The organism is Aeromonas sp. NJAU223, from assembly GCF_051125555.1.
GTDB lineage: Bacteria > Pseudomonadota > Gammaproteobacteria > Enterobacterales > Aeromonadaceae > Aeromonas > Aeromonas veronii_G.
The window spans coordinates 3900066-3918846 of record NZ_CP144204.1 but is presented as its reverse complement, the minus strand read 5'-3'; the positions used below and the strand labels follow the sequence as shown (position 1 = coordinate 3918846).

Genomic DNA, 18781 nt, shown 5'->3' with positions numbered 1-18781 from the left:
TGTCCCAATCACATTGACCACAGGAGTGCGTGATGCAACACCGAATTCTTGCCTTTATCGGCGCAGGCAACATGAGCCGCAGTATCATCGCCGGACTCATCCAGGCGGGCTACCCCGCCGACTGCATCCTGGCCGCCAACCCGAGCCGTCCCAAGCTGGACGAGTTGGCCAGCCAGTTTGGCATCCGTGTCACCCAGGACAACACCGAGGCGGCCAGGGCGGCCGATGCCATCGTGCTGGCGGTCAAGCCCCAGCTGATGGCAACCATGCTGACGGAGCTCGTCGCCAGGGTCGGTTCCCTGGAGGGCAAGCTGCTCATCTCCATTGCCGCCGGCATCCGGGTCGAGCGCCTCCAGGAGATGGCGGGCGGTCACAGTCGCATCGTGCGCGCCATGCCCAATACCCCCTCCTTGCTGGGGCTCGGCATGACGGGCCTCTATGCGCCTGCCGCCATCGGACAGGATGATCGGAACTTTGCCGAGCAGATGATGCAGTCCGTGGGCAAGACCCTCTGGACCGAGCAGGAGGCGGGGATCAACGGCGTTATCGCCGCGGCGGGCAGTGCCCCGGCCTACTTCTTCCTGTTCATGCAGGCCATCGCCGAAGAGGCCGAAGCCATGGGATTCAGCCCCGAGCAGGCCCGGCTGCTGGTGCAGCAGACGGCCCTCGGTGCCGCCGCCATGGTGGAGCGCAATCCCGAGCTCTCCCTGCAAACCCTGCGAGAGCAGGTGACCAGCAAGGGGGGCACCACGGCCGAGGCGGTCAAGACCTTCCAGGAGCAGGGGCTGATGCCGCTCACCGCTCGCGCCATGCAGGCAGCCGTGACCCGCGCCGCCGAGATGGAAACCCTTTTTTGAACACAGTCCTTAACCGGGAGCCCAGATGAATACCGCTTACTTTCTGATTAACACGATTTTCGATCTCTACCTCATGGTGGTGTTGTTGCGCGTCTGGCTGCAGTGGGCCCGCGCCGACTTCTACAACCCCATGAGCCAGATGGTGGTCAAGCTCACCAACCCGCTGGTGGTGCCCCTGCGTCGCATCATTCCGGGCTTTGGCGGGCTGGACATGGCCTCCGTGGTGCTGGCGCTCATCATCGCCTTCGCCAAGCTGGCGCTGCTCAAGAGCATGAACGTGCTGCTGGCTGACTGGCTCACCCTCAGCCTGTTCGCCTTCCTCACCGTGCTGAAGAAAGCGGGCTCCATGATCTTCTGGGTGCTGCTGATCCGCGCCATCCTGAGCTGGGTCAGCCAGGGTCGCAACCCCATCGAGTACGTGATGCATCAGCTGACCGAGCCCTTCCTGGCCCCCATCCGCCGCATACTGCCGGCCCTGGGCGGGCTGGATCTCTCCGTGCTGGTCGCCTTTATCGCGCTGCAGGCCATAAACTATCTGTTAGGGGATCTGTTTGGCCAGCTGTGGTGGATGATCTGATGCCGGCCGTCCTGCGTGAAGGGGACGATCTGGTACTGCATCTGATGATCCAGCCCAAGGCGAGCCGGGATCAAATCGTCGGCTTGCACGGCGATGAAGTGAAAGTGGCCATCACGGCTCCGCCGGTGGATGGCCAGGCCAACGGCCATCTGATCAAATATCTGGCCAAGCAGTTCAAGGTGGCCAAGGGGCAGGTCAGGATAGTGCGGGGAGAGCTCGGTCGGCACAAGACGGTGGCCATCGAGGCACCGAGGCAGATCCCCGCCGAGATAGATGCCCTGCTGGAAAGCGGAATAGGAGAGGGATGACATCATGAAAACAGCCTGGATGAGCTGCCTGCTGGCACTCTTGATGGCGCTGCCGTTGCAGGCGGAACAGATGAAGGAGCTGGGCCCCTGGCGGGTGCATTACAGCGCCTTCAACTCCAGCTTCCTCACCCCCGAGGTGGCCAAGGCCTACGGGCTGGAACGCAGCCGCTACAACGGCATCGTCAATATCGCGGTGCAGAACAAACAAGGGGTGGCCCAGGCGGTTGGCATCAGCGGCGAGGCCAAGAACCTGACCGGCACCATCCGCACCCTGAGCTTCCAGGAGGTGAAGGAAGGGGAGTCCATCTACTACCTGGCGGTACTGCCCTATCGCAACGAGGACACCTACCAGTTCACCCTGAAGATCATGGGAGAGGGGCAACTGCAGACCCTCAGCTTCCAGCAGACCTTCTACGTCGACTGACGCCAGGCGTCACAAAAGCCCCGGACCCTGCGGTTCGGGGCTTTTTTTATCCGCCTTTTCTGCGGCCGACCCAGCGTTATCGACTGGCCATGGGGTAGGTGAACAGGGCCAGATGGGCGAAGTTGAACAGGAAGTGCAGCAGGATGGCGACGCTGAGGCGGCCGCTCAGCTGGAACGCCAGCCCGTAGCAGGCCCCGGCCAGGGTGGCGAACAGCACCAGCAGCGGGCCACCGGCCAGATGCGCCGCCCCGAACAACAGGCTGGCGGCCAGGATCCCCAGCCAGACCCGGCTGCGCTGGGCGATGGCCTGCTGGATGAAGCCCCGGAACAACGCCTCCTCCGCCACGCAGGTGAACAGCAGGTTGTTGAAGGCGAACAGCCACCACCAGTGGGGCAGCCCCAGCTCGGGCTTGAGGGCTCCGAGCTGCCAGGCGAGCAGCAGCATGGCCGCCAGCGGCAACACCAGCAGCGCCAGGGGGCGCCAGCGCAGGGGGCCGCCCTGACCCAGCAGGCTGGGCCAGGCCAACAGCAGGCCGAAGAAGATCAGCGGCTTGTCCAGATTGAGGTAAAGGGTGAAAGGCACGCTGGCGGGGCCGGCCTGAACCTTGTCCAGTACCCGCAGGTTGTCAAACCCCGGCACCAAGTGCAGGGTGAGCGCGATGGCCCAGAGCAGCACCAGGGCGAGGGCCACCGGGCGCCAGGGCTGGGGCAACGTGGGAGTGCGCCAGGCCAGCAACAGGCCGGCGAGGCTGACCAGCAGGGCGGATGGCGCGATACGGCCCAGGATCAGGGCGGCAGTCAGGGCGACCCCGAGCAGGATGAGGCCGGGCGTGCGTTGGCGGGCGAGACAGAGCAGCACGGCCAGCGCCAGTGTCCCCCAGATCAGGGCATCAGGAAGCGGTAACATTGAGTCTCCTTTTGGCATCGAGGGGGCGCACCTTACCGGCTCCCCCTGCCGTGACACAAGGGTCAATAGACTGGTCGGATCCCGTGGCTGTCGAGGATCCTGCCATCGCCGGGATACAAAAAACCGGAGCAGAGGCTCCGGTTTTTTCATGTCAGGCGATATTTAAATTTTCATCTACCCACGTCATCAGCATGAATGACTGCCTTTGAACCCGGGTGTCGAGGCTTATCGGCCGGATTCGGCGATTACCCGGGCGATGATGTCGGCGCGCTTGGTGGCTTCCAGCTCACCCAGGGCGATGAGACCGGCCTTGAAGATCACGTTCTTCGGCAGGCTGACGTCATCCAGGGTGGTGATGGCCTCGACGTGCATGCCGTTCAGACGGCTGGCATCGCGCGGGCTCAGGTTGACCTGGGTATTGAGCACCTGCTTGCCTTTCTTCTTGGCCGGGGCGGCTTTCTTCGGTTGATCCTGCTCGTCTTCCGGCAGTTCGTCATCAAAATCGTAAATAGACATAGTCAATCCTGTTGGGTTGTGGCGGGCGCTTGCCCTGCCTGTATTGAATACCTAGCCCATATCCTCGTTGCGGATAAAGGCGCGCCAGGAGGCGAGCACCTGGGCAAAATCTTCCAGCCCGCACATGGCCAGCTGTTCATCATCGTAGTAGGCGAGATCGTCGAGATCCTCGCCCAGCTCGATATTGAGGACGTTGGCCTTGACCTCTGCCTCCTCGTGGGTGAGCAGCAAAGAGTAGTCGCCCCCGGCCAGCTGATACTCGACGCGGGCACGGCTGGAGAGCTCGTCGATGATGGAGAACAGCAGATCGAGCTTCTCCTCATCCTTGCCCACTTCGTCGATCAGCCACTGGCCGATGGCTTCGTGACCCATGGAGAACCGGGCGCGATAGCCACCAAACGGGTCGCGGCGAAATTCATAGTCCATAGCGGCGTCCATCAGATAACGGCAGGCTCATCATCAGGGATCCCGTCAATTCCGTGATCCCTGGCGGGGCATACCTGAGGTAAAGTGGCCTATTCTAGCGATCCCCCCCTCGCTTGTCTTGAGGATGTGGCATCTTTGCGCTGCCACCCGGCTTTTACACGGAGACCCCATGTCGTTCATTTCCCGCTCCCCCGTCACCGATCGGAGTCCCCATGCAGCTTGATGAGAGTCTGGCGCGGCAGATCGTCAGCCGGGCGATGAAGATATTGTCCTTCTCGGTCAACGTCATGGATGAGCACGGTCTCATCATCGCGTCCGGCAACCCGGAGCGCTTGCTGCAGCGTCACGAGGGGGCCGTGCTGGCCCTGACCGAGAACCGGGTGGTGGAGATCAGCGACGCCACCGCCAAGCAGCTCAAGGGGGTCCGCCCCGGCATCAATCTGCCCATCGCTTATCAGGGGGAGTTGCTCGGGGTCATCGGCATCTCGGGGGATCCGGACGAAGTTCGCGCTTACGCCGAACTGGTGCGCATGACGGCGGAGCTCATCCTGGAGCAGGCGGCGCTCACCGAGCAGTTGCAGTGGGACAAGCGCCACAAGGAGGAGCTGGTGCTGCAGCTCATCCGCGGCGAGGGGCGAGTCGATCAGTTGCAGCAGGCGGCCCGCTTCCTCGGCCTGGATCTGGCCCAGCCACGGGTGGTCGCGGTGCTGGCGCTGGAGGAGGCGGATCCCGCCCGCCTGCGGGAGCTGGTGCACCTGCTGGAGAACCCGGAGCGGGACAACCTGGTGGCCATCAACGGACTGGACGAGATCGTGGTGCTCAAGCCGGCCCAGCTCAGCGACGGCGTCTGGCAGTCGGAGCAGGAGCGCAGCCGCATCAAGCAGCTGCTGGCCCGCATTCCCCACTTCAAGATGCGCATCGGGGTGGGTGATTACTTCGCCGGCATCGGCGGGCTGGCACGCTCCTACCAGACGGCGCGAGACACCCTGCGCCGTGGCATGCGCCAGGCGCCGCGCAAGCAGGTCTACTTCTTCGAGGATTACCGGCTGCCGGTGCTGCTCGGCAGTCTGGCGGATTCCTGGCAGGCGGATCAGCTGCGGGCGCCCCTGCAGAAACTGGCCAGGGAGGACGCCAAGGGGGTGCTGCAGAAGACGCTGCGCCAATATTTCTTGCAGGATTGTGATCTGCATCCCTGTGCCGATTCACTCTTCATTCATCCCAATACCCTACGCTACCGCCTGACCCGGATAGAGCAGATAACTGGTTTAAATTTCAACAAGTTAGATGACAAGTTTCTGCTCTATCTCGGACTGAATCTGGATAGTTGATTTGTATAATTGAACAAATAGCATGGATTTTCGTCATCAAGTTTTGGTTTTTTAACCAAAGCTTTCCCGGCGGGGATCCCCATAATGGCGGCCACTAACTACAACAAAAGGTGCCCGTCATGATCCCTGTATCCGCGCTCGGCGCTCTCGCCGCGCTTACCATCGCCATCTTCCTCATCCTGAAGAAGGTACCGCCCGCTTATGGCATGATCGTCGGCGCTCTGGCCGGCGGCCTGATCGGCGGTGCCGACCTGACCCAGACCGTCGCCCTGATGATCGGCGGCGCTCAGGGGATCACCACCGCCGTGATGCGGATCCTGGCCGCCGGTGTGCTGGCGGGCGTCTTGATTGAATCTGGCGCGGCGACCACCATCGCCGAGACCATAGTCCGCAAGCTTGGCGAGACCCGGGCCCTGCTGGCCCTGGCCCTGGCCACCCTGATCCTGACTGCGGTGGGCGTCTTCGTGGACGTGGCCGTCATCACGGTCGCCCCCATTGCACTCGCCATCGCGCGCCGTGCCGACCTCTCGAAGGCGGCCATCCTGCTGGCCATGATCGGCGGCGGCAAGGCGGGCAACGTCATGTCCCCGAACCCGAACGCCATCGCCGCCTCCGACGCCTTCCACCTGCCCCTCACTTCCGTGATGGCGGCTGGCATCATCCCGGGTCTGTTCGGTCTGGTGATGGCCTACTGGCTCGCCAAGCGCCTCAACAACAAGGGCAGCAAGGTTGCCGCCGACGAAGTGGTGAGCTTCGATGGCGCCGCTCTGCCCGGCTTCATGGCCGCCATCAGCGCGCCCCTGGTCGCCATCCTGCTGCTGGCCCTGCGCCCGGTGGCCGGCATCGTCGTCGATCCCCTCATCGCCTTGCCCCTCGGCGGCCTGGTGGGCGCCCTGATGATGGGGAAATTCAGCAAGGTGAACCAGTTCGCCGTCTCCGGTCTGGCGCGGATGGCGCCGGTTGCCATCATGCTGCTGGGGACAGGTACCCTGGCGGGCATCATCGCCAACTCCGGCCTCAAAGATGTGCTGATCAGCGGCCTGACTGCGTCCGGTTTGCCCTCCTACCTGCTGGCCCCCATCTCCGGTGCCCTGATGTCCCTGGCAACCGCCTCGACCACGGCCGGTACTGTGGTGGCCTCCAACGTGTTCAGCTCTACCCTGATCGAACTGGGTATCACCAGTCTGGCGGGGGCCGCCATGATCCACGCCGGTGCCACCGTATTTGACCACATGCCCCATGGCTCCTTCTTCCATGCCACCGGGGGCAGCGTTCACATGGGTGTGAGCGAGCGTCTCAAGCTCATCCCCTATGAAACTGCCGTCGGTCTGACGATTGCTGCCGTCTCCACCCTGATGTTTGGCGTGTTCGGTCTCGCCTAAGGAATTGATATGAAAATTGTTATCGCCCCAGATTCATTCAAGGAGAGCCTGAGCGCCATGGCGGTGGCTGATGCCATCGAGGCCGGTTTCAAGCAGGTGCTGCCCGACGCCACCTACGTCAAGCTGCCCATGGCCGATGGTGGCGAGGGGACGGTGCAGTCCCTGGTGGATGCCACCGGTGGCCACATCCTGCCGGTGGAGGTAACCGCCCCGCTCGGCAACCGGGTGCAAGGCTTCATCGGCCTGCTGGGGGATGGGGAGCGTGCCGTCATCGAGATGGCGGCCGCCTCCGGCCTGCATCTGGTGGCGCCCGAGCAGCGCAACCCCTTGCTGACCTCCAGCTGGGGCACGGGGGAGCTGATCCTGGCCGCCCTGGAGATGGGGGTGAGTCACCTCATCCTCGGCATCGGCGGCAGTGCGACCAACGACGGCGGCGCCGGTATGATCCAGGCGCTGGGCGGCAAGCTGCTCAAAGCCGATGGCACTCCCATCGGCCAGGGTGGTGGCAGCCTGAGTGAGCTGGCCAGCATCGATCTGAGCGAGCTGGATCCCCGTCTGACCGGGCTCACCATCGAGGTGGCCTGTGACGTGAACAACCCGCTGTGCGGCCCGAAGGGGGCCTCCGCGGTGTTTGGTCCCCAGAAAGGGGCGACCCCCGAGCTGGTGGCGCAACTGGATGCCAACCTGGCCCGTTACGCCGACTGCATCGAACAGGCCCTCGGCAAGCAGGTGAAGGAGATCCCGGGAGCCGGCGCCGCCGGTGGCATGGGGGCTGCCCTGGTGGGGCTGCTCGGTGCCGAACTCAAGCCCGGCATCCAGATCGTCATCGAGGCGTTGAAGCTGGCGGAAGCGGTCGCCGACGCGGATCTCGTCATCACCGGCGAGGGACGCATCGACAGCCAGACCATTCATGGCAAGACCCCCATCGGCGTGGCCCGCTGTGCCAAGCAGTTCGGCAAGCCGGTGATCGGCATCGCAGGCTGTCTCACCGATGACTACGGCGTGGTGCATGAACACGGTCTGGATGCCGTCTTCGCGGTGGTCAACCGGGCCATGGCCCTGCCGGAGGCACTGGCCACCGCCACCATCAATCTGGAGCTCACGGCCCGCAACGTGGCCGCCCTCTACCTGCTGCGCAAATAAACCTTATTCGGCCGGTGCCTGGCACCGGCCAACCCCGCCCCGTGTAGCGGATGTGGCTGGCTGCCTGGCACCAGACCCTCTGACGCACCTTGCCGATCTCTGATCGGCTTTTTTCATTATCCCGCTGTCTTTTATATGGTTTTTCTATTCTCGTTCAGCCCTTTGCGGCATAGTTAACCCCCATGAAGGGCAAGGTGCGAGGAGACGCCCATGATCCTGCTGACCCTGGGGGTTGTGCTGTTTACCCTGACTCACCTCTATCCCTGCTTCGCCCCGGCACACCGCGCCCGTCTGCGGGAACGGCTGGGGGAGAACCGCTACAAGGGACTCTTCTCCCTGCTGGTGTTCGTGGCCATCGGCTGCATCCTCGCCGGCTGGCGCATGGCCAGCCCCATGCCGCTCTACTTCCTGCCCGCCTGGGGCCCCATGCTGGCGATGGCCATCATGCCGGTGGCGCTCATCCTGCTGTGTGCAGGCCAGGGGAACAATCATTTCAGACGCTACCTGGTGCACCCCCAGCTGATCGGCACCCTGCTGTGGGCGGGCGCCCATCTGGCCGTGAACAGCGAAGCCCGCTCCCTGATGTTGTTCGGTGGCCTGGGTCTGTGGGCGCTCATCAGCCTGGTCTGGATTTCGGTACGGGACTGGCGCGCCGTGCCCCGTCCGGCGGCGACCTGGCTGGGGACGGGGATCAGCCTGGGGGCCGGGCTGGCGGTGACTACCCTGCTCATCTTCTGGGGTCACGGCTGGCTCACCGGCATTCCCCTGCATTGAGTGATCCGAGGGTCGCCAACAGCGACTTCTGCTGCCAGTATCATGAAACCATGCATACCCACGGGAGAGCGCGAGATGAAATGGATGATCCTGCTGCTGTGGCTGGTGACGGGCAGTGCAGCCGCCTGTCCTGCCTACTTCAATCTGGAACAGCGGGAGTTGAACAGCACCCAGCGGCATAACCTCTGTCAGCTCACCGAGGGCAAGGTGGTGCTGGTGGTCAACACCGCCTCCTATTGTGGCTATCGCGGCCAGTTCGCGGATCTGGAGCGGCTCTACCAGAACTACAAGGACAAGGGACTGATTATTCTGGGGTTCCCCTCCAACGACTTCTGGCAGGAGTCCGCCGATGAGGGCAAGACGGCGAGCGTCTGCCGGCGAGACTACGGCGTTACCTTCCCCATGTTCAACCGCATCGCCGTGCGCGGCAGCGAGGCCAGCCCGCTTTACCGGGGGCTGGCAGCCGCCGCCGGTGGTGATGCCCCCGGCTGGAACTTCCACAAGTACCTCATCGGCCGCGATGGCAGGCTGCTTGGCAGCTATGGTGCCAGCCAGGCGCCGGGAGAGGATCCCCTGCTGGGGGAGCTGAAACAGGCGCTCGAACCCTAGGCCGGGTTCCGGGAGTCTGGAATAATGGCTCCCCCTCTCTTCATCTGGACATCCCGTGCTGCAACGTCTGCCCCAAATGGTGATCTTCGATGCCCTGGTCCGTGAACAGGGCATCTCGGCGGCCGCGCGCCGGCTCGGGGTCTCCAAGTCCCACATCAGCAAGCAGCTGGCCCTGCTGGAGGCCGAGCTCGGCGCCCAGCTGGTGCAGCGCACCACCCGCCGCTTCGCCCTGACCGACCTCGGTCAGGAGTATGCCCGCCACTGCCGGGCCCTGGTGGCGGTAGCGCTGGAGGCGGACTCCATGGTGGCGGAGCGTCGCGGCAAGGTGAGCGGGGTGCTGCACCTCGGGGTCGGCCAGTCCTTCGGCCGGTTGCACGTGATCCCGCGGCTCAAGGCGTTTCAGGCACGCTATCCCGAGCTGGAGCTGGAGGTGTCCTTGTTCGATCACCGCACCAACCTGGTGGACGAGGGGCTGGATCTCTGGATCACCACCTATGAAGACAAGCCGCAAGCCCTGGTGGGGCAGCGACTGGCGGACATCGGCTTCGTGCTGGTGGCCTCGCCGGACTACCTGTTGAGCCACGGTACGCCGCTGCAACCCAAGGATCTCGCCCAGCACAACTGCATCACCTATCAGAGCCGGGAGCGGCGTTATCACGAGTGGTCGTTTCGCCAGGGCAAGGAGCGCCAGACGGTGCAGGTGGCGGGCAACTACCGGGTGGATCTGGCGGAGGCGGTGCGGGACGCGGCGCTGGCCGGTCTCGGCATCGCCTATGTGGCCAACTACTTGCTGGACAAGGAGTTGCAGAGCGGTCAGCTCATTCCCCTGCTGCCCCAGTGGCGGCCGAACCAGAAGATGGCGGTACACGCCGTCTATGCCAGGCGCGAGCACCTGGATCCCAAGATCCGCCTGTTCATCGACTTCCTCAAGGAGAGCTTCGGCCCCACCCCTTATTGGGAGCAGCGGCTCAGCCCCTGGCTCGGGGGCAAATTGTCCGGCAGGGAGGAATGATCGTTTCTATATAAGAACACTGGCTTTCTCGTGATATCAAAGATCAGCGAAATCAGCAGCTTGCCGCAACCGATATCGTGAAAACGTTTTTGCTAACAGGGCTGTAACCGGGCGGGCTTGCAGTGATGGGGGAGGGGGCGCAGAATCCGCGCCCATCTTTTATCTCACTCGATGGACTCCCTATGATCGCCCTGCTCGGCATGCTGAGTATTCTGGCCATGGCCGTACTCTGCTCTGATAATCGTCGTCGTATCCCGTTGCGAACAGTGGGCTTCGCCCTCTGCCTGCAAGTGCTCTTCGCCGCTCTGGTACTCTGGCTGCCCGCGGGTCAGCACGTGCTGAACGGCGTGAGCGAGAGCGTCAGCAGCGTGATCGGTTACGGCCAGGAGGGGATCGCCTTCCTGTTCGGGGATCTCGCCAAGTTCAAGCTGGGCTTCATCTTCGCCTTCAACGTGTTGCCGGTGATCATCTTCTTCTCCGCCCTCATCGCCATCCTCTACCACATCGGCCTGATGCCCAAGGTGATCGCTCTGCTGGGGGGTGGCTTGCAGAAGCTGCTGGGTACCGGCCGCGCCGAGAGCCTCTCCGCCACCGCCAACATCTTCGTCGGCATGGTGGAGGCGCCCCTGGTAGTCAAGCCCTACCTCTCCAAGATGTCCGACTCCCAGTTCTTCGCGGTGATGAGCTGCGGCCTGGCCTCGGTGGCCGGTGGCACGCTCGTGGGCTATGCCAGCATCGGGGTCGAGCTGAAATACCTGATTGCGGCGGCCTTCATGTCGGCCCCTGCCGGTCTGGCCATGGCCAAGATCCTGGTGCCGCCGGGTGAACAGGAAGTGGATCACCATGAGGACGTGGAGATCCCCCGTGCCACCAACGTCATCGAGGCGGCGGCTGACGGGGCCATGTCCGGCCTGAACATCGCGGTGGCGGTGGGGGCGACCCTGCTGGCCTTCGTCGGGGTGATCGCCCTGCTCAACGGCCTGCTGGGCTGGGCCGGGGATCTGGTGGGGCTGGAGCTGAGCTTCCAGATCATCCTGGGCTGGCTGTTTGCTCCCGTCTCCTGGCTCATCGGGGTGCCCTGGGATCAGGCTCAGGCCGCCGGGGCGCTTATCGGTACCAAGATCGTCATCAACGAATTCGTCGCCTTCATCGCCCTGGTGCAGGATCAGACCCTGAACGAGTCGAGCAAGGCCATCGTCACCTTCGCCCTGTGCGGCTTTGCCAACATCTCCTCCATGGCGATCCTGATCGGTGGCCTGGGAGCCATGGTGCCGGAGCGCAAGGCCTTCATCGCCCGCTACGGCATGCGTGCCATCCTGGCCGGCGTGCTGGCGAACCTGATGAGCGCCTCCCTCGCGGGTCTGTTCCTCAGCCTCTGATTGACCACCGAAGCTAGCACCTTCCGGTCAGGGCCCGCTTCGGCGGGCTTTTTTGTGGCCGGATGGCAGGCAAAAAAAAAGCGCCTCTGGGGAGGCGCGGGGAAAAAGACAGATTGGAAGCGTCACATGGGTGCGACCTGGATGAGGGATGAGCCATACCACCCAGGTACAGGGTCATCATGCCTCCCTTTCTCTGAAGCCCTTCTGAGGCGATTCTTCATACTGTGTTCATTTTGATAAACGCTGCCCAGTATTCATGGGGCATGCCTGTGATGCTGTGTTTATTTAAATAATCAGTACTTTATTTCGATGGATTTATTATTGGTAGCATAGACGTGAAGTTTTACTCCCCCGGGATCGGGGGAGGATAGATCCCCGGAGGTCTGCGGCTGTCAGGGGGTGAGGATGGGGCCCCGCTGGCTTTGGGCTAGACGAGCAACCATTGGCATTGAAGGGGGAGGACGGCGCCGTCAGGGGGTGAGGACAAGGTCCCGGTGACTCTGTTCCAGAGCGAGCAGCCACTGGCATTGAAGGGGCAGGGCGGCGCCGTCAGGGGGTGAGGACAAAGTCCCGGTGACTCTGTTCCAGGGCGAGCAACCACTGCTTGATGGGCAGTCCTCCCCCGTAGCCGACCAGCTTGCCGCTGCGGCCGATGACGCGATGGCAGGGCACTATGATGCTCAAGGGGTTCTGGCCGTTGGCGGCTCCCACGGCGCGCACCGCCTTGGGGTTGCCGATGGCGCTGGCGATGTCGAGATAGCTGACGGTCTCGCCATAGGGAATGTCGCACAGGGCCCCCCACACCGCTTGCTGGAAGTTGGTGCCACGGGCGGCAAGGGGCAGATCGAAGCGCTGCAGCTGGCCGGCAAAGTAGGCCTCGAACTGGGCGATAAAAGGGGCGAGGGCCTGCGGGTCTTGCAACCACTCCGGGGCCGGCACTATGGGTCTCTCCCCTCGCACGAACTCCACAAACCGCAGACCCCGGGCGTCGATGGCGACGAGCAGGGGGCCATGGGCACTGTCACAAAAGTCGTATCTTATCTGCATGCTGGTTCTCTGCACCTCATGGCGCGCATCCCGGGCTAGTCCAGCCCGGGTTTGCCGCGGGTGGATTTTATCTCCCCCTTGCGCTTCTTGGCATCGACCCGTTTGCGCTGGGAGCTGCGGGTCGGTTTGGTGGCGTGGCGCGCCTTGGGGCGCCAGGCGGCTTTTTTCAGCAACTCCACCAGGCGGTTCATGGCCTCCTTGCGATTCATGTCCTGGCTGCGATGGGTCTCGACCCTGATCTGGATGAAGCCATCGTGGACCCGGCTGTCGGCGAGCTTCTCCAGCCCCTCCTTGTAGAGCGGTGTCAGGCTGGGAGAGTCCCGGTAATCGAAGCGCAGCCAGACGGCGGAGTCCGTCTTGTTGACGTGCTGACCGCCGTTGCCCTGGGCGCGCATGGTCTGGAATTGCAGCTCATGCCAGGGAATGGTGACGCTGTTGGAGATGACTAACATGGGGCGATGCTCTCATTTGGTGCATCAAGGGAGTCTGGTGCAGCTTGGTGCCTCATATTGGGGCGAGTTGCGCTTCCTTGGTGATCCCGGACCCTGACGGCCCAAGGGTTAAAGGCTATCTTTATGAAAATAAACAATAAAAATACTTGGCACAAGAATTGATGACTCTTCCACGACATACCATGGATTGGGAGCAACCAGATGAAGCTGATTACTGCGATTATCAAACCCTTCAAGTTGGACGATGTGCGTGAGGCCATCGCCAGCCTGGGGGTCGAAGGCCTGACGGTATCCGAGGTCAAGGGCTTCGGCCGCCAGAAGGGGCATACCGAATTATACCGGGGAGCCGAGTACCAGGTCGACTTCCTGCCCAAGGTGAAGCTGGAGATCGCCACCGCCGACGACAACGTGGAAGGGGTGATCGAGGCGATCTGCAAGGCGGCTTACACCGGCAAGATCGGCGACGGCAAGATCTTCGTCTACGACCTGCTGCAGGCGGTGCGGATCCGTACCGGCGAGAGCGACGACGAGGCGCTCTGATCCTCGCGCGGCCCGATCCCTCGTTTCGCGGGTTGGAAGGGGGATGGGCAGCATACCGTGCCAGATCGAGGCAGTAATAGAGTGAATTATCATTGATAGGCCGGAGGCTATGCCATCCGGCCTTTTTGTTTAGTCAATGGTTAAATATGTGATCCTACCTCCCGGAATCGCCTTGATCCCTGGGTTGCGCCTCGTGCAGAATGCAAACAAAAACAATTCTCAACGACACGCAACACAAGGAACGGATGACGATGAAAATGAAGATGCTGGCACTGGCCTTCTCCACTCTGGTCGCCCAGTCGGCCTTTGCCGCCGCAGAAGTGAATGTCTACTCCAACCGCCAGGATGAGCTGATCAAGCCCATCATCCAGCAGTTCGAGAAGGAGACGGGGATCAAGGTCAACGTGGTGTTCGCCAAAGAGGGGCTGAACGAGCGTCTGGAGCGGGAAGGCAAGCTCTCCCCGGCTGACCTGATGCTGACCGTCGACATCAGCCGCCTGACCGATCTGGTGGACAAGGATCTGGTGCAAGCGGTGGACAGCAAGACCCTGCAGGAGAACATCCCCTCCATCTACCGGGATCCGGACAACAAGTGGTTTGCCCTGACCACCCGGGTGCGTGCCATCTACTCCAGCAAGGATCGTCTCGGCAAGCTCGATACCATTCGCTACGAAGATCTGGTGAAGCCTGAATTCAAAGGGAAAATCTGTACTCGCAGCGGCAAGCACGATTACAACGTGGCCCTGGTCTCCTCGATGATCGTCCACCACGGCATGGCCGACACCAAGACCTGGCTGGAAGGGGTCAAGGCCAACCTGGCGCGCAAGCCCCAGGGCAACGACCGGGATCAGGTCAAGGCGATCAAGGACGGTATCTGTGATGTATCGCTGGGCAACAGCTACTACCTCGGCGCCATGCTGAAGGATCCGGCGCAGAAGTCCTGGGCCGATGCGGTGGAGATCAACTTCCCGAACCAGGCCGATCGCGGTGCCCACGTCAACGTGAGCGGCGTGGCCATGACCAAGTACGCCAAGAACAAGGAAGCGGCCCAAAAGCTGATGGAGTTCCTCTCCGGCGACACCGCCCAGCACCTGTACGCGGACGTGAACGCCGAGTATCCGGTCAAGGCCGGGGTGGAGCCTTCCGCCATGGTCAAGTCCTGGGGCAGCTTAAAGTCTGACACCCTGCCGGTCAGCGACTACGCCAAGCACCGCAAGGATGCCCTGCAGCTGCTGGATGAAGTGAAGTTCGACCTGTAATCGGATGGGGCCGCTGGCCCCATCAAACCTTGTGATCTCATGAAACATCCTGTCTGGATTGCCGGCAGCTGGGCGAGCGCCCTGCTGCTGGGTTTGCCCGTCCTCGCCCTCGTCTTCTCCGCCTTCTCGGCGGACGGCGCCCTGTTCGCCCATCTCGCCGATACCGTCTTGCCGAACTACCTCGCCAACACCGCCGGACTGGTGCTGGGGGTGGTGGGGCTCAGCCTGTTGTTCGGGGTGCCGACCGCCTGGCTGGTGGCCATGTGCCAGGTGCCTGGCCGCCGGGCGTTGCAGTGGGCACTGATGCTGCCCATGGCGATGCCGTCCTATATCGTCGCTTACGTCTACACGGATCTGCTGGACTACTCGGGCCCCTTGCAGGCAGGGCTGCGCGCCCTGTTCGGCTGGCAGAGTCCGGCCGACTACTGGTTCCCGGCCATCCGCTCCCTGGGGGGGGCTGCCTGGGTGCTGGCCCTGGTGCTCTTCCCCTATGTCTACCTGCTGGCCCGCGCCTCTTTCCTTGAGCAGTCGGTCAGCCTGATTCACTCCAGCCGCTTGCTCGGTTGTACTCCCTGGCAGAGTTTTCGCCGCCTGAGCCTGCCTCTGGCGCGCCCCGCCATCATGGTGGCCGCATCACTGGTGGCGATGGAGACCCTGGCGGACTTTGCCACCGTCCACTTCTTCGCCCTCAATACCCTGACGACGGCCATCTACGACACCTGGCTCGGCTATGGCAGCCTGGCCACCGCCGCCAAGCTCTCCTGTCTGATGCTGCTGGCGGTGGTGCTGCTCATCGCCATCGAGCGCCGCTCCCGCCGGCGTCAGCAGGTGTTCCAGAAATCCATGGGCCATGAGGCGCCGCTGCGCTACCCCCTCGAGGGGGGATGGCGCCTGCTCGCCGGGCTCTGGTGCTGGGGGCTGGTACTGGCGGGCTTCGCCTTGCCGTTCGCCATCCTGCTCGATTACGGGGTACGCTACTTCGCGCTCTCCTGGACGCCGGAGTTTGTGCGCTTCGCCGGCAACAGTTTGGCCATATCGGCGCTGACCGCCCTGCTGGCCATGGCCGTCGCCCTGCTGCTCGGCTTCTGCCGCCGCCTCGATGGGGGCGCTCGCAGCCTCCTGCCCCTGCGCATCGCCAGCCTGGGGTACGCCATGCCGGGCACTGTGCTCGCCATCGGGGTACTGGTCCCCCTGACCGCATTGGACTTTGGCATCAACGATCTGGCCGAGTGGCTCGGCATGCAGGGGCCCGGTCTGCTGCTGACCGGCACCCTCACCGCCATCGTGTTTGGCTATCTGGTGCGCTTCGTGGCCATCGCCATCGGCTCGGTGGAGAGCAGCATGGGCAAGGTCTCCCCGAGCCTGGATGCGGCGGCCCGCTCCCTGGGTCAGGGGAGCGGCGGCATGTTGCGACGTATACACCTGCCCCTGGTGCGGCGCGGCCTGTTCGCCGGCGCCCTGCTGGTATTCATCGAATCCATGAAGGAGTTGCCCGCCGCCCTGCTGCTGCGCCCCTTCAACTTCGAGACCCTGGCGACCCATGTCTATCAGTTCGTCTCGGACGAGATGCTGGAGCGGGGGGCGCTCGGTGCCATCGTCATCGTGCTGGTGGGGCTGGTGCCGCTCATCTGGATCAACCGCAACCTGGACAGTCAGGGGCACTGAGCCCGCGTCCAGCCTGGGTCAAAGAACAAAGGAGACGAGCCTTGTCTTGTCTGAATATCGAGAAGGTCAGCTGTCACTACAACGGCCGGCCGGTACTGGAACAGCTCTCACTGCAGGTGGCCGACAACGAGATCGTCTGTCTGCTCGGGGCCAGTGGCTGCGGCAAGACGACCCTGCTCAAGGCCGTGGCCGGTCTGCTGCCACTCGCTGAGGGAGAGATCCGGCTCGGCGAGACCCTGCTGGATGGGCCGGGCCGGAGTATGGCGCCGGAGGCGCGCAACATCGGCATGATCTTCCAGGATTACGCCCTCTTCCCCCATCTGACGGTGGCCGAGAACGTCGGCTTCGGGCTGATCCGCCAGAGCCGCAGTGTGCGTGAGCAGCAGGTGGCGGAGGCGCTGGCCCTGGTCAATCTGCAAGGGTTGGGGGATCGCTATCCCCATCAGCTCTCCGGCGGCCAGCAGCAACGGGTCGCCATCGCCCGCGCCCTGGTGTGCAAACCGCGGCTGATGCTGCTGGACGAGCCCTTCTCCAACATCGACACCCAGGTGCGGATGAAGCTCATCCTCGAGATCCGCGCCCTGCTCAAGCGCCAGGGCATCGGCGCCATCTTCGTCAGCCACAGCAAGGAGGAGGCCTTCGCCTTCGCCGACCGGCTGGCGCTGTTCCGGGCCGGTCGCATCGAGCAGGTGGGGGAGCCCGAACAGCTCTATCGCCGTCCACAGAACCGCTTCGTGGCGGAGTTTCTCGGCGGGGTCAACTACCTGGCCGCCGAGGTGCTGGACAGCCACAGCGTGCAGACTGTGTTGGGGCGGATGACGGGCCATGAGCCCCATGGCCGGGCCGTCGGCGAGCGGCTGCAACTCATGCTCAGGCCCCAGCAGCTGGTGCTGACGGCGGCGGCTGAGGGGGACCTGGTGATACGGGAGCAGCAATTCCTCGGCCACCACTGCCGGGTGCTGGTGGCGTGCGGGGATCAGCTGCTGGAGGCCAGTATTGGCGAGCCCCTCGAGGGGGAGCGTGCCAGGGTGACGGTCGCCCCCCATGCCCTGGTGCTGTTTGGGGATGTGGCCGATAGCGATGTGAAATCAAGGAATTGGCCCCATTCCGGTTTATAATCCCGCGATGCCCTAGCCAATGTCTTTGGAGAGAGAAATGAAAGCCCAAGCCGGGATCTGCGCAGAGCCGAATCTGCACGCCCTCTATCTGATGTTCAATCGCACCGGTGACGGCGCCGAGCTGGCGGCCCGTCTGGCCAAGCTGCCTGTGCTGTGGGATGCGGTGAGTGCCGATTTCCCCGATGCCGCATTCAGCGGCCTGGTGGCCGTCGGTGCCGAAGGGTGGGATGCCCTCTATCCGGTTGCCCGCCCGCCCCAGTTCCGTGGTTTCATGGCGCAGTCTGCCAACGGTCAGGAGGCACCGAACACCCCGTTCGACTTGTTCGTGCAACTGCGCGCCGATCGGGTGGACGTGCTGCATCACGCCGGTCAGCGGGTGATGGCGCTGCTGGCGGGTCTGGTAGCGTTGGCCGAAGAGGTGCGCGGCTTCCGCAACCTGGATTGTCGCGATCTGACCGGTTTCGTCGATGGCACCGAGAATCCGCAAGAGGATCACCGGGCCGAGGTGGCGCTGCTGGAAGGGGGCGAGTTTGCCGGTGGCTCCTACATCCACGTGCAGCGCTGGGTTCACGCCCTGGCGGACTGGGAGAAGCTGGCTCTGAAGGAGCAGGAAGACATCATCGGCCGCACCAAGGCCGACAACATCGAATACGAGTCTGCCGACAAGCCGCTGACCTCCCACATCAAGCGGGTCAACCTCAAGACTCCCAAGGGGGAGTCCATGGAGATACTGCGCCAGAGCATGCCCTGGGGCACCATGCGCGAGCAGGGGCTCTACTTCATCTCCTGCTGCCGCACGCCGCTGCACTTCAACGCCATGCTGGCCAGCATGTACAAGGGGGAGGGCAGCCACTACGATCACCTGCTGCGTTTCACCAAGGCGGTGACGGGGGCTGCCTTCTTCGCTCCTTCACAAGATTTCCTGCTATCCCAGGGGGAATAACAGCACGAATGCGCTGAAAAATGTGCCCGAGCGGGCGCTCCGGCATGGATCTCTGACCCGGTCGGCGCATCTCTGGCGCCGGGCAGTAGAGCTCGGATGCAAGTCAGGCCGCCAG

At 63.4% G+C, this 18781-nt stretch carries 21 protein-coding genes; 16 read left to right on the top strand and 5 right to left on the bottom strand.

The features are described from left to right. The first annotated feature begins 32 nt into the window (after nucleotides 1-32). The 4 genes from proC to VZC39_RS17910 are packed head-to-tail and all read left to right on the top strand — an operon-like array spanning nucleotide 33 to nucleotide 2166. Nucleotides 33-857: a pyrroline-5-carboxylate reductase gene (gene proC / locus VZC39_RS17925; RefSeq protein WP_349919715.1), complete on the top strand. Its 825-nt coding sequence runs from the start codon at nucleotides 33-35 to the stop codon at nucleotides 855-857. 25 nt (nucleotides 858-882) lie between these two features. Next, nucleotides 883-1434 carry a YggT family protein gene (locus VZC39_RS17920; protein ID WP_349919714.1) on the top strand — a complete coding sequence of 184 codons (552 nt, stop codon included), beginning with the start codon at nucleotides 883-885 and terminating at the stop codon, nucleotides 1432-1434. Then, entirely contained in the window at nucleotides 1434-1742 is a 309-nt protein-coding gene (gene yggU / locus VZC39_RS17915) for a DUF167 family protein YggU (protein ID WP_434664306.1), read from the top strand. Before VZC39_RS17920 ends, yggU begins: the two co-directional genes overlap by 1 nt. Before the next feature lie 4 nt (nucleotides 1743-1746). Further along, nucleotides 1747-2166, top strand: coding sequence for a DUF4426 domain-containing protein (locus VZC39_RS17910; protein ID WP_349919711.1), 420 nt, complete (start codon nucleotides 1747-1749; stop codon nucleotides 2164-2166). 76 nt (nucleotides 2167-2242) lie between these two features. On the opposite strand, the gene VZC39_RS17905 is transcribed toward VZC39_RS17910, so the two are convergent. The 3 genes from VZC39_RS17905 to VZC39_RS17895 form a co-directional block, all read right to left on the bottom strand. Further along, nucleotides 2243-3073 (bottom strand): CPBP family intramembrane glutamic endopeptidase, encoded by an 831-nt coding sequence (locus tag VZC39_RS17905; RefSeq protein WP_349919710.1) that lies wholly within the window; start codon nucleotides 3071-3073, stop codon nucleotides 2243-2245. Between the two features lie 225 nt (nucleotides 3074-3298). Further along, on the bottom strand, nucleotides 3299-3589 hold the full coding sequence (locus VZC39_RS17900; RefSeq protein ID WP_349919708.1) for a hypothetical protein: 291 nt from the start codon (nucleotides 3587-3589) through the stop codon (nucleotides 3299-3301). A 51-nt stretch (nucleotides 3590-3640) separates the two neighbouring features. Then, nucleotides 3641-4015: a YacL family protein gene (locus tag VZC39_RS17895; protein ID WP_349919707.1), complete on the bottom strand. Its 375-nt coding sequence runs from the start codon at nucleotides 4013-4015 to the stop codon at nucleotides 3641-3643. Nucleotides 4016-4227: 212 nt separating this feature from the next. Between VZC39_RS17895 and VZC39_RS17890 the strand changes: the two genes are divergently transcribed. The 7 genes from VZC39_RS17890 to VZC39_RS17860 all read left to right on the top strand — a co-directional run bounded on the left by VZC39_RS17890 (nucleotide 4228) and on the right by VZC39_RS17860 (nucleotide 11642). Then, nucleotides 4228-5343, top strand: a complete 1116-nt coding sequence (locus tag VZC39_RS17890) for a sugar diacid recognition domain-containing protein (RefSeq protein ID WP_349919706.1) — start codon at nucleotides 4228-4230, stop codon at nucleotides 5341-5343. 119 nt (nucleotides 5344-5462) lie between these two features. After that, nucleotides 5463-6725, top strand: coding sequence for a GntP family permease (locus tag VZC39_RS17885; RefSeq protein WP_349919704.1), 1263 nt, complete (start codon nucleotides 5463-5465; stop codon nucleotides 6723-6725). 9 nt (nucleotides 6726-6734) lie between these two features. Then, nucleotides 6735-7868, top strand: a complete 1134-nt coding sequence (locus VZC39_RS17880) for a glycerate kinase (protein ID WP_434664302.1) — start codon at nucleotides 6735-6737, stop codon at nucleotides 7866-7868. 210 nt (nucleotides 7869-8078) lie between these two features. Further along, a complete protein-coding gene (locus VZC39_RS17875) occupies nucleotides 8079-8642 on the top strand; it encodes an NnrU family protein (protein WP_434664299.1) in 564 nt (187 codons plus the stop codon). 75 nt (nucleotides 8643-8717) lie between these two features. Then, nucleotides 8718-9251 (top strand): glutathione peroxidase, encoded by a 534-nt coding sequence (locus VZC39_RS17870; RefSeq protein WP_434664296.1) that lies wholly within the window; start codon nucleotides 8718-8720, stop codon nucleotides 9249-9251. 76 nt (nucleotides 9252-9327) lie between these two features. Then, entirely contained in the window at nucleotides 9328-10263 is a 936-nt protein-coding gene (locus VZC39_RS17865; RefSeq protein ID WP_434668511.1) for a LysR family transcriptional regulator, read from the top strand. Nucleotides 10264-10445: 182 nt separating this feature from the next. After that, a complete protein-coding gene (locus VZC39_RS17860; protein ID WP_434664294.1) occupies nucleotides 10446-11642 on the top strand; it encodes a NupC/NupG family nucleoside CNT transporter in 1197 nt (398 codons plus the stop codon). 549 nt (nucleotides 11643-12191) lie between these two features. On the opposite strand, the gene VZC39_RS17855 is transcribed toward VZC39_RS17860, so the two are convergent. Beyond that, entirely contained in the window at nucleotides 12192-12683 is a 492-nt protein-coding gene (locus tag VZC39_RS17855) for a methylated-DNA--[protein]-cysteine S-methyltransferase (protein WP_434668509.1), read from the bottom strand. Nucleotides 12684-12724: 41 nt separating this feature from the next. Next, nucleotides 12725-13141, bottom strand: a complete 417-nt coding sequence (gene arfB, locus VZC39_RS17850) for an alternative ribosome rescue aminoacyl-tRNA hydrolase ArfB (protein WP_349919697.1) — start codon at nucleotides 13139-13141, stop codon at nucleotides 12725-12727. A gap of 201 nt (nucleotides 13142-13342) precedes the next feature. Here arfB and glnK point away from each other — a divergent pair, with 201 nt between their 5' ends. From glnK to VZC39_RS17825, 5 genes are all read left to right on the top strand, one after another. Continuing rightward, a complete protein-coding gene (gene glnK / locus VZC39_RS17845) occupies nucleotides 13343-13681 on the top strand; it encodes a P-II family nitrogen regulator (RefSeq protein ID WP_169046793.1) in 339 nt (112 codons plus the stop codon). Between the two features lie 251 nt (nucleotides 13682-13932). Further along, nucleotides 13933-14940 carry a Fe(3+) ABC transporter substrate-binding protein gene (locus VZC39_RS17840; protein ID WP_434664290.1) on the top strand — a complete coding sequence of 336 codons (1008 nt, stop codon included), beginning with the start codon at nucleotides 13933-13935 and terminating at the stop codon, nucleotides 14938-14940. A 39-nt stretch (nucleotides 14941-14979) separates the two neighbouring features. Beyond that, complete coding sequence (locus VZC39_RS17835; RefSeq protein WP_434664288.1) at nucleotides 14980-16605, top strand: ABC transporter permease; 1626 nt, start codon at nucleotides 14980-14982, stop codon at nucleotides 16603-16605. Nucleotides 16606-16646: 41 nt separating this feature from the next. Beyond that, nucleotides 16647-17723, top strand: a complete 1077-nt coding sequence (locus VZC39_RS17830; RefSeq protein WP_434664286.1) for an ABC transporter ATP-binding protein — start codon at nucleotides 16647-16649, stop codon at nucleotides 17721-17723. Nucleotides 17724-17760: 37 nt separating this feature from the next. Beyond that, a complete protein-coding gene (locus tag VZC39_RS17825) occupies nucleotides 17761-18666 on the top strand; it encodes a Dyp-type peroxidase (protein WP_434664283.1) in 906 nt (301 codons plus the stop codon). Nucleotides 18667-18781: the final 115 nt, after the last annotated feature.

What these genes read in the sequence shown, in the direction of transcription:
- VZC39_RS17885 (WP_349919704.1), top strand. Translation starts at nt 5,463, where the DNA reads ATGATCCCTGTATCCGCGCTCGGCGCTCTCGCCGCGCTTACCATCGCC.
- proC (WP_349919715.1), top strand. Translation starts at nt 33, where the DNA reads ATGCAACACCGAATTCTTGCCTTTATCGGCGCAGGCAACATGAGCCGC.
- VZC39_RS17860 (WP_434664294.1), top strand. Translation starts at nt 10,446, where the DNA reads ATGATCGCCCTGCTCGGCATGCTGAGTATTCTGGCCATGGCCGTACTC.
- VZC39_RS17825 (WP_434664283.1), top strand. Translation starts at nt 17,761, where the DNA reads ATGAAAGCCCAAGCCGGGATCTGCGCAGAGCCGAATCTGCACGCCCTC.
- VZC39_RS17835 (WP_434664288.1), top strand. Translation starts at nt 14,980, where the DNA reads ATGAAACATCCTGTCTGGATTGCCGGCAGCTGGGCGAGCGCCCTGCTG.
- VZC39_RS17910 (WP_349919711.1), top strand. Translation starts at nt 1,747, where the DNA reads ATGAAAACAGCCTGGATGAGCTGCCTGCTGGCACTCTTGATGGCGCTG.
- yggU (WP_434664306.1), top strand. Translation starts at nt 1,434, where the DNA reads ATGCCGGCCGTCCTGCGTGAAGGGGACGATCTGGTACTGCATCTGATG.
- VZC39_RS17840 (WP_434664290.1), top strand. Translation starts at nt 13,933, where the DNA reads ATGAAAATGAAGATGCTGGCACTGGCCTTCTCCACTCTGGTCGCCCAG.
- VZC39_RS17905 (WP_349919710.1), bottom strand. Translation starts at nt 3,073, where the DNA reads ATGTTACCGCTTCCTGATGCCCTGATCTGGGGGACACTGGCGCTGGCC.
- VZC39_RS17920 (WP_349919714.1), top strand. Translation starts at nt 883, where the DNA reads ATGAATACCGCTTACTTTCTGATTAACACGATTTTCGATCTCTACCTC.
- VZC39_RS17870 (WP_434664296.1), top strand. Translation starts at nt 8,718, where the DNA reads ATGAAATGGATGATCCTGCTGCTGTGGCTGGTGACGGGCAGTGCAGCC.
- VZC39_RS17895 (WP_349919707.1), bottom strand. Translation starts at nt 4,015, where the DNA reads ATGGACTATGAATTTCGCCGCGACCCGTTTGGTGGCTATCGCGCCCGG.
- glnK (WP_169046793.1), top strand. Translation starts at nt 13,343, where the DNA reads ATGAAGCTGATTACTGCGATTATCAAACCCTTCAAGTTGGACGATGTG.
- VZC39_RS17890 (WP_349919706.1), top strand. Translation starts at nt 4,228, where the DNA reads ATGCAGCTTGATGAGAGTCTGGCGCGGCAGATCGTCAGCCGGGCGATG.
- VZC39_RS17900 (WP_349919708.1), bottom strand. Translation starts at nt 3,589, where the DNA reads ATGTCTATTTACGATTTTGATGACGAACTGCCGGAAGACGAGCAGGAT.
- VZC39_RS17875 (WP_434664299.1), top strand. Translation starts at nt 8,079, where the DNA reads ATGATCCTGCTGACCCTGGGGGTTGTGCTGTTTACCCTGACTCACCTC.
- VZC39_RS17880 (WP_434664302.1), top strand. Translation starts at nt 6,735, where the DNA reads ATGAAAATTGTTATCGCCCCAGATTCATTCAAGGAGAGCCTGAGCGCC.
- VZC39_RS17865 (WP_434668511.1), top strand. Translation starts at nt 9,328, where the DNA reads ATGGTGATCTTCGATGCCCTGGTCCGTGAACAGGGCATCTCGGCGGCC.
- arfB (WP_349919697.1), bottom strand. Translation starts at nt 13,141, where the DNA reads ATGTTAGTCATCTCCAACAGCGTCACCATTCCCTGGCATGAGCTGCAA.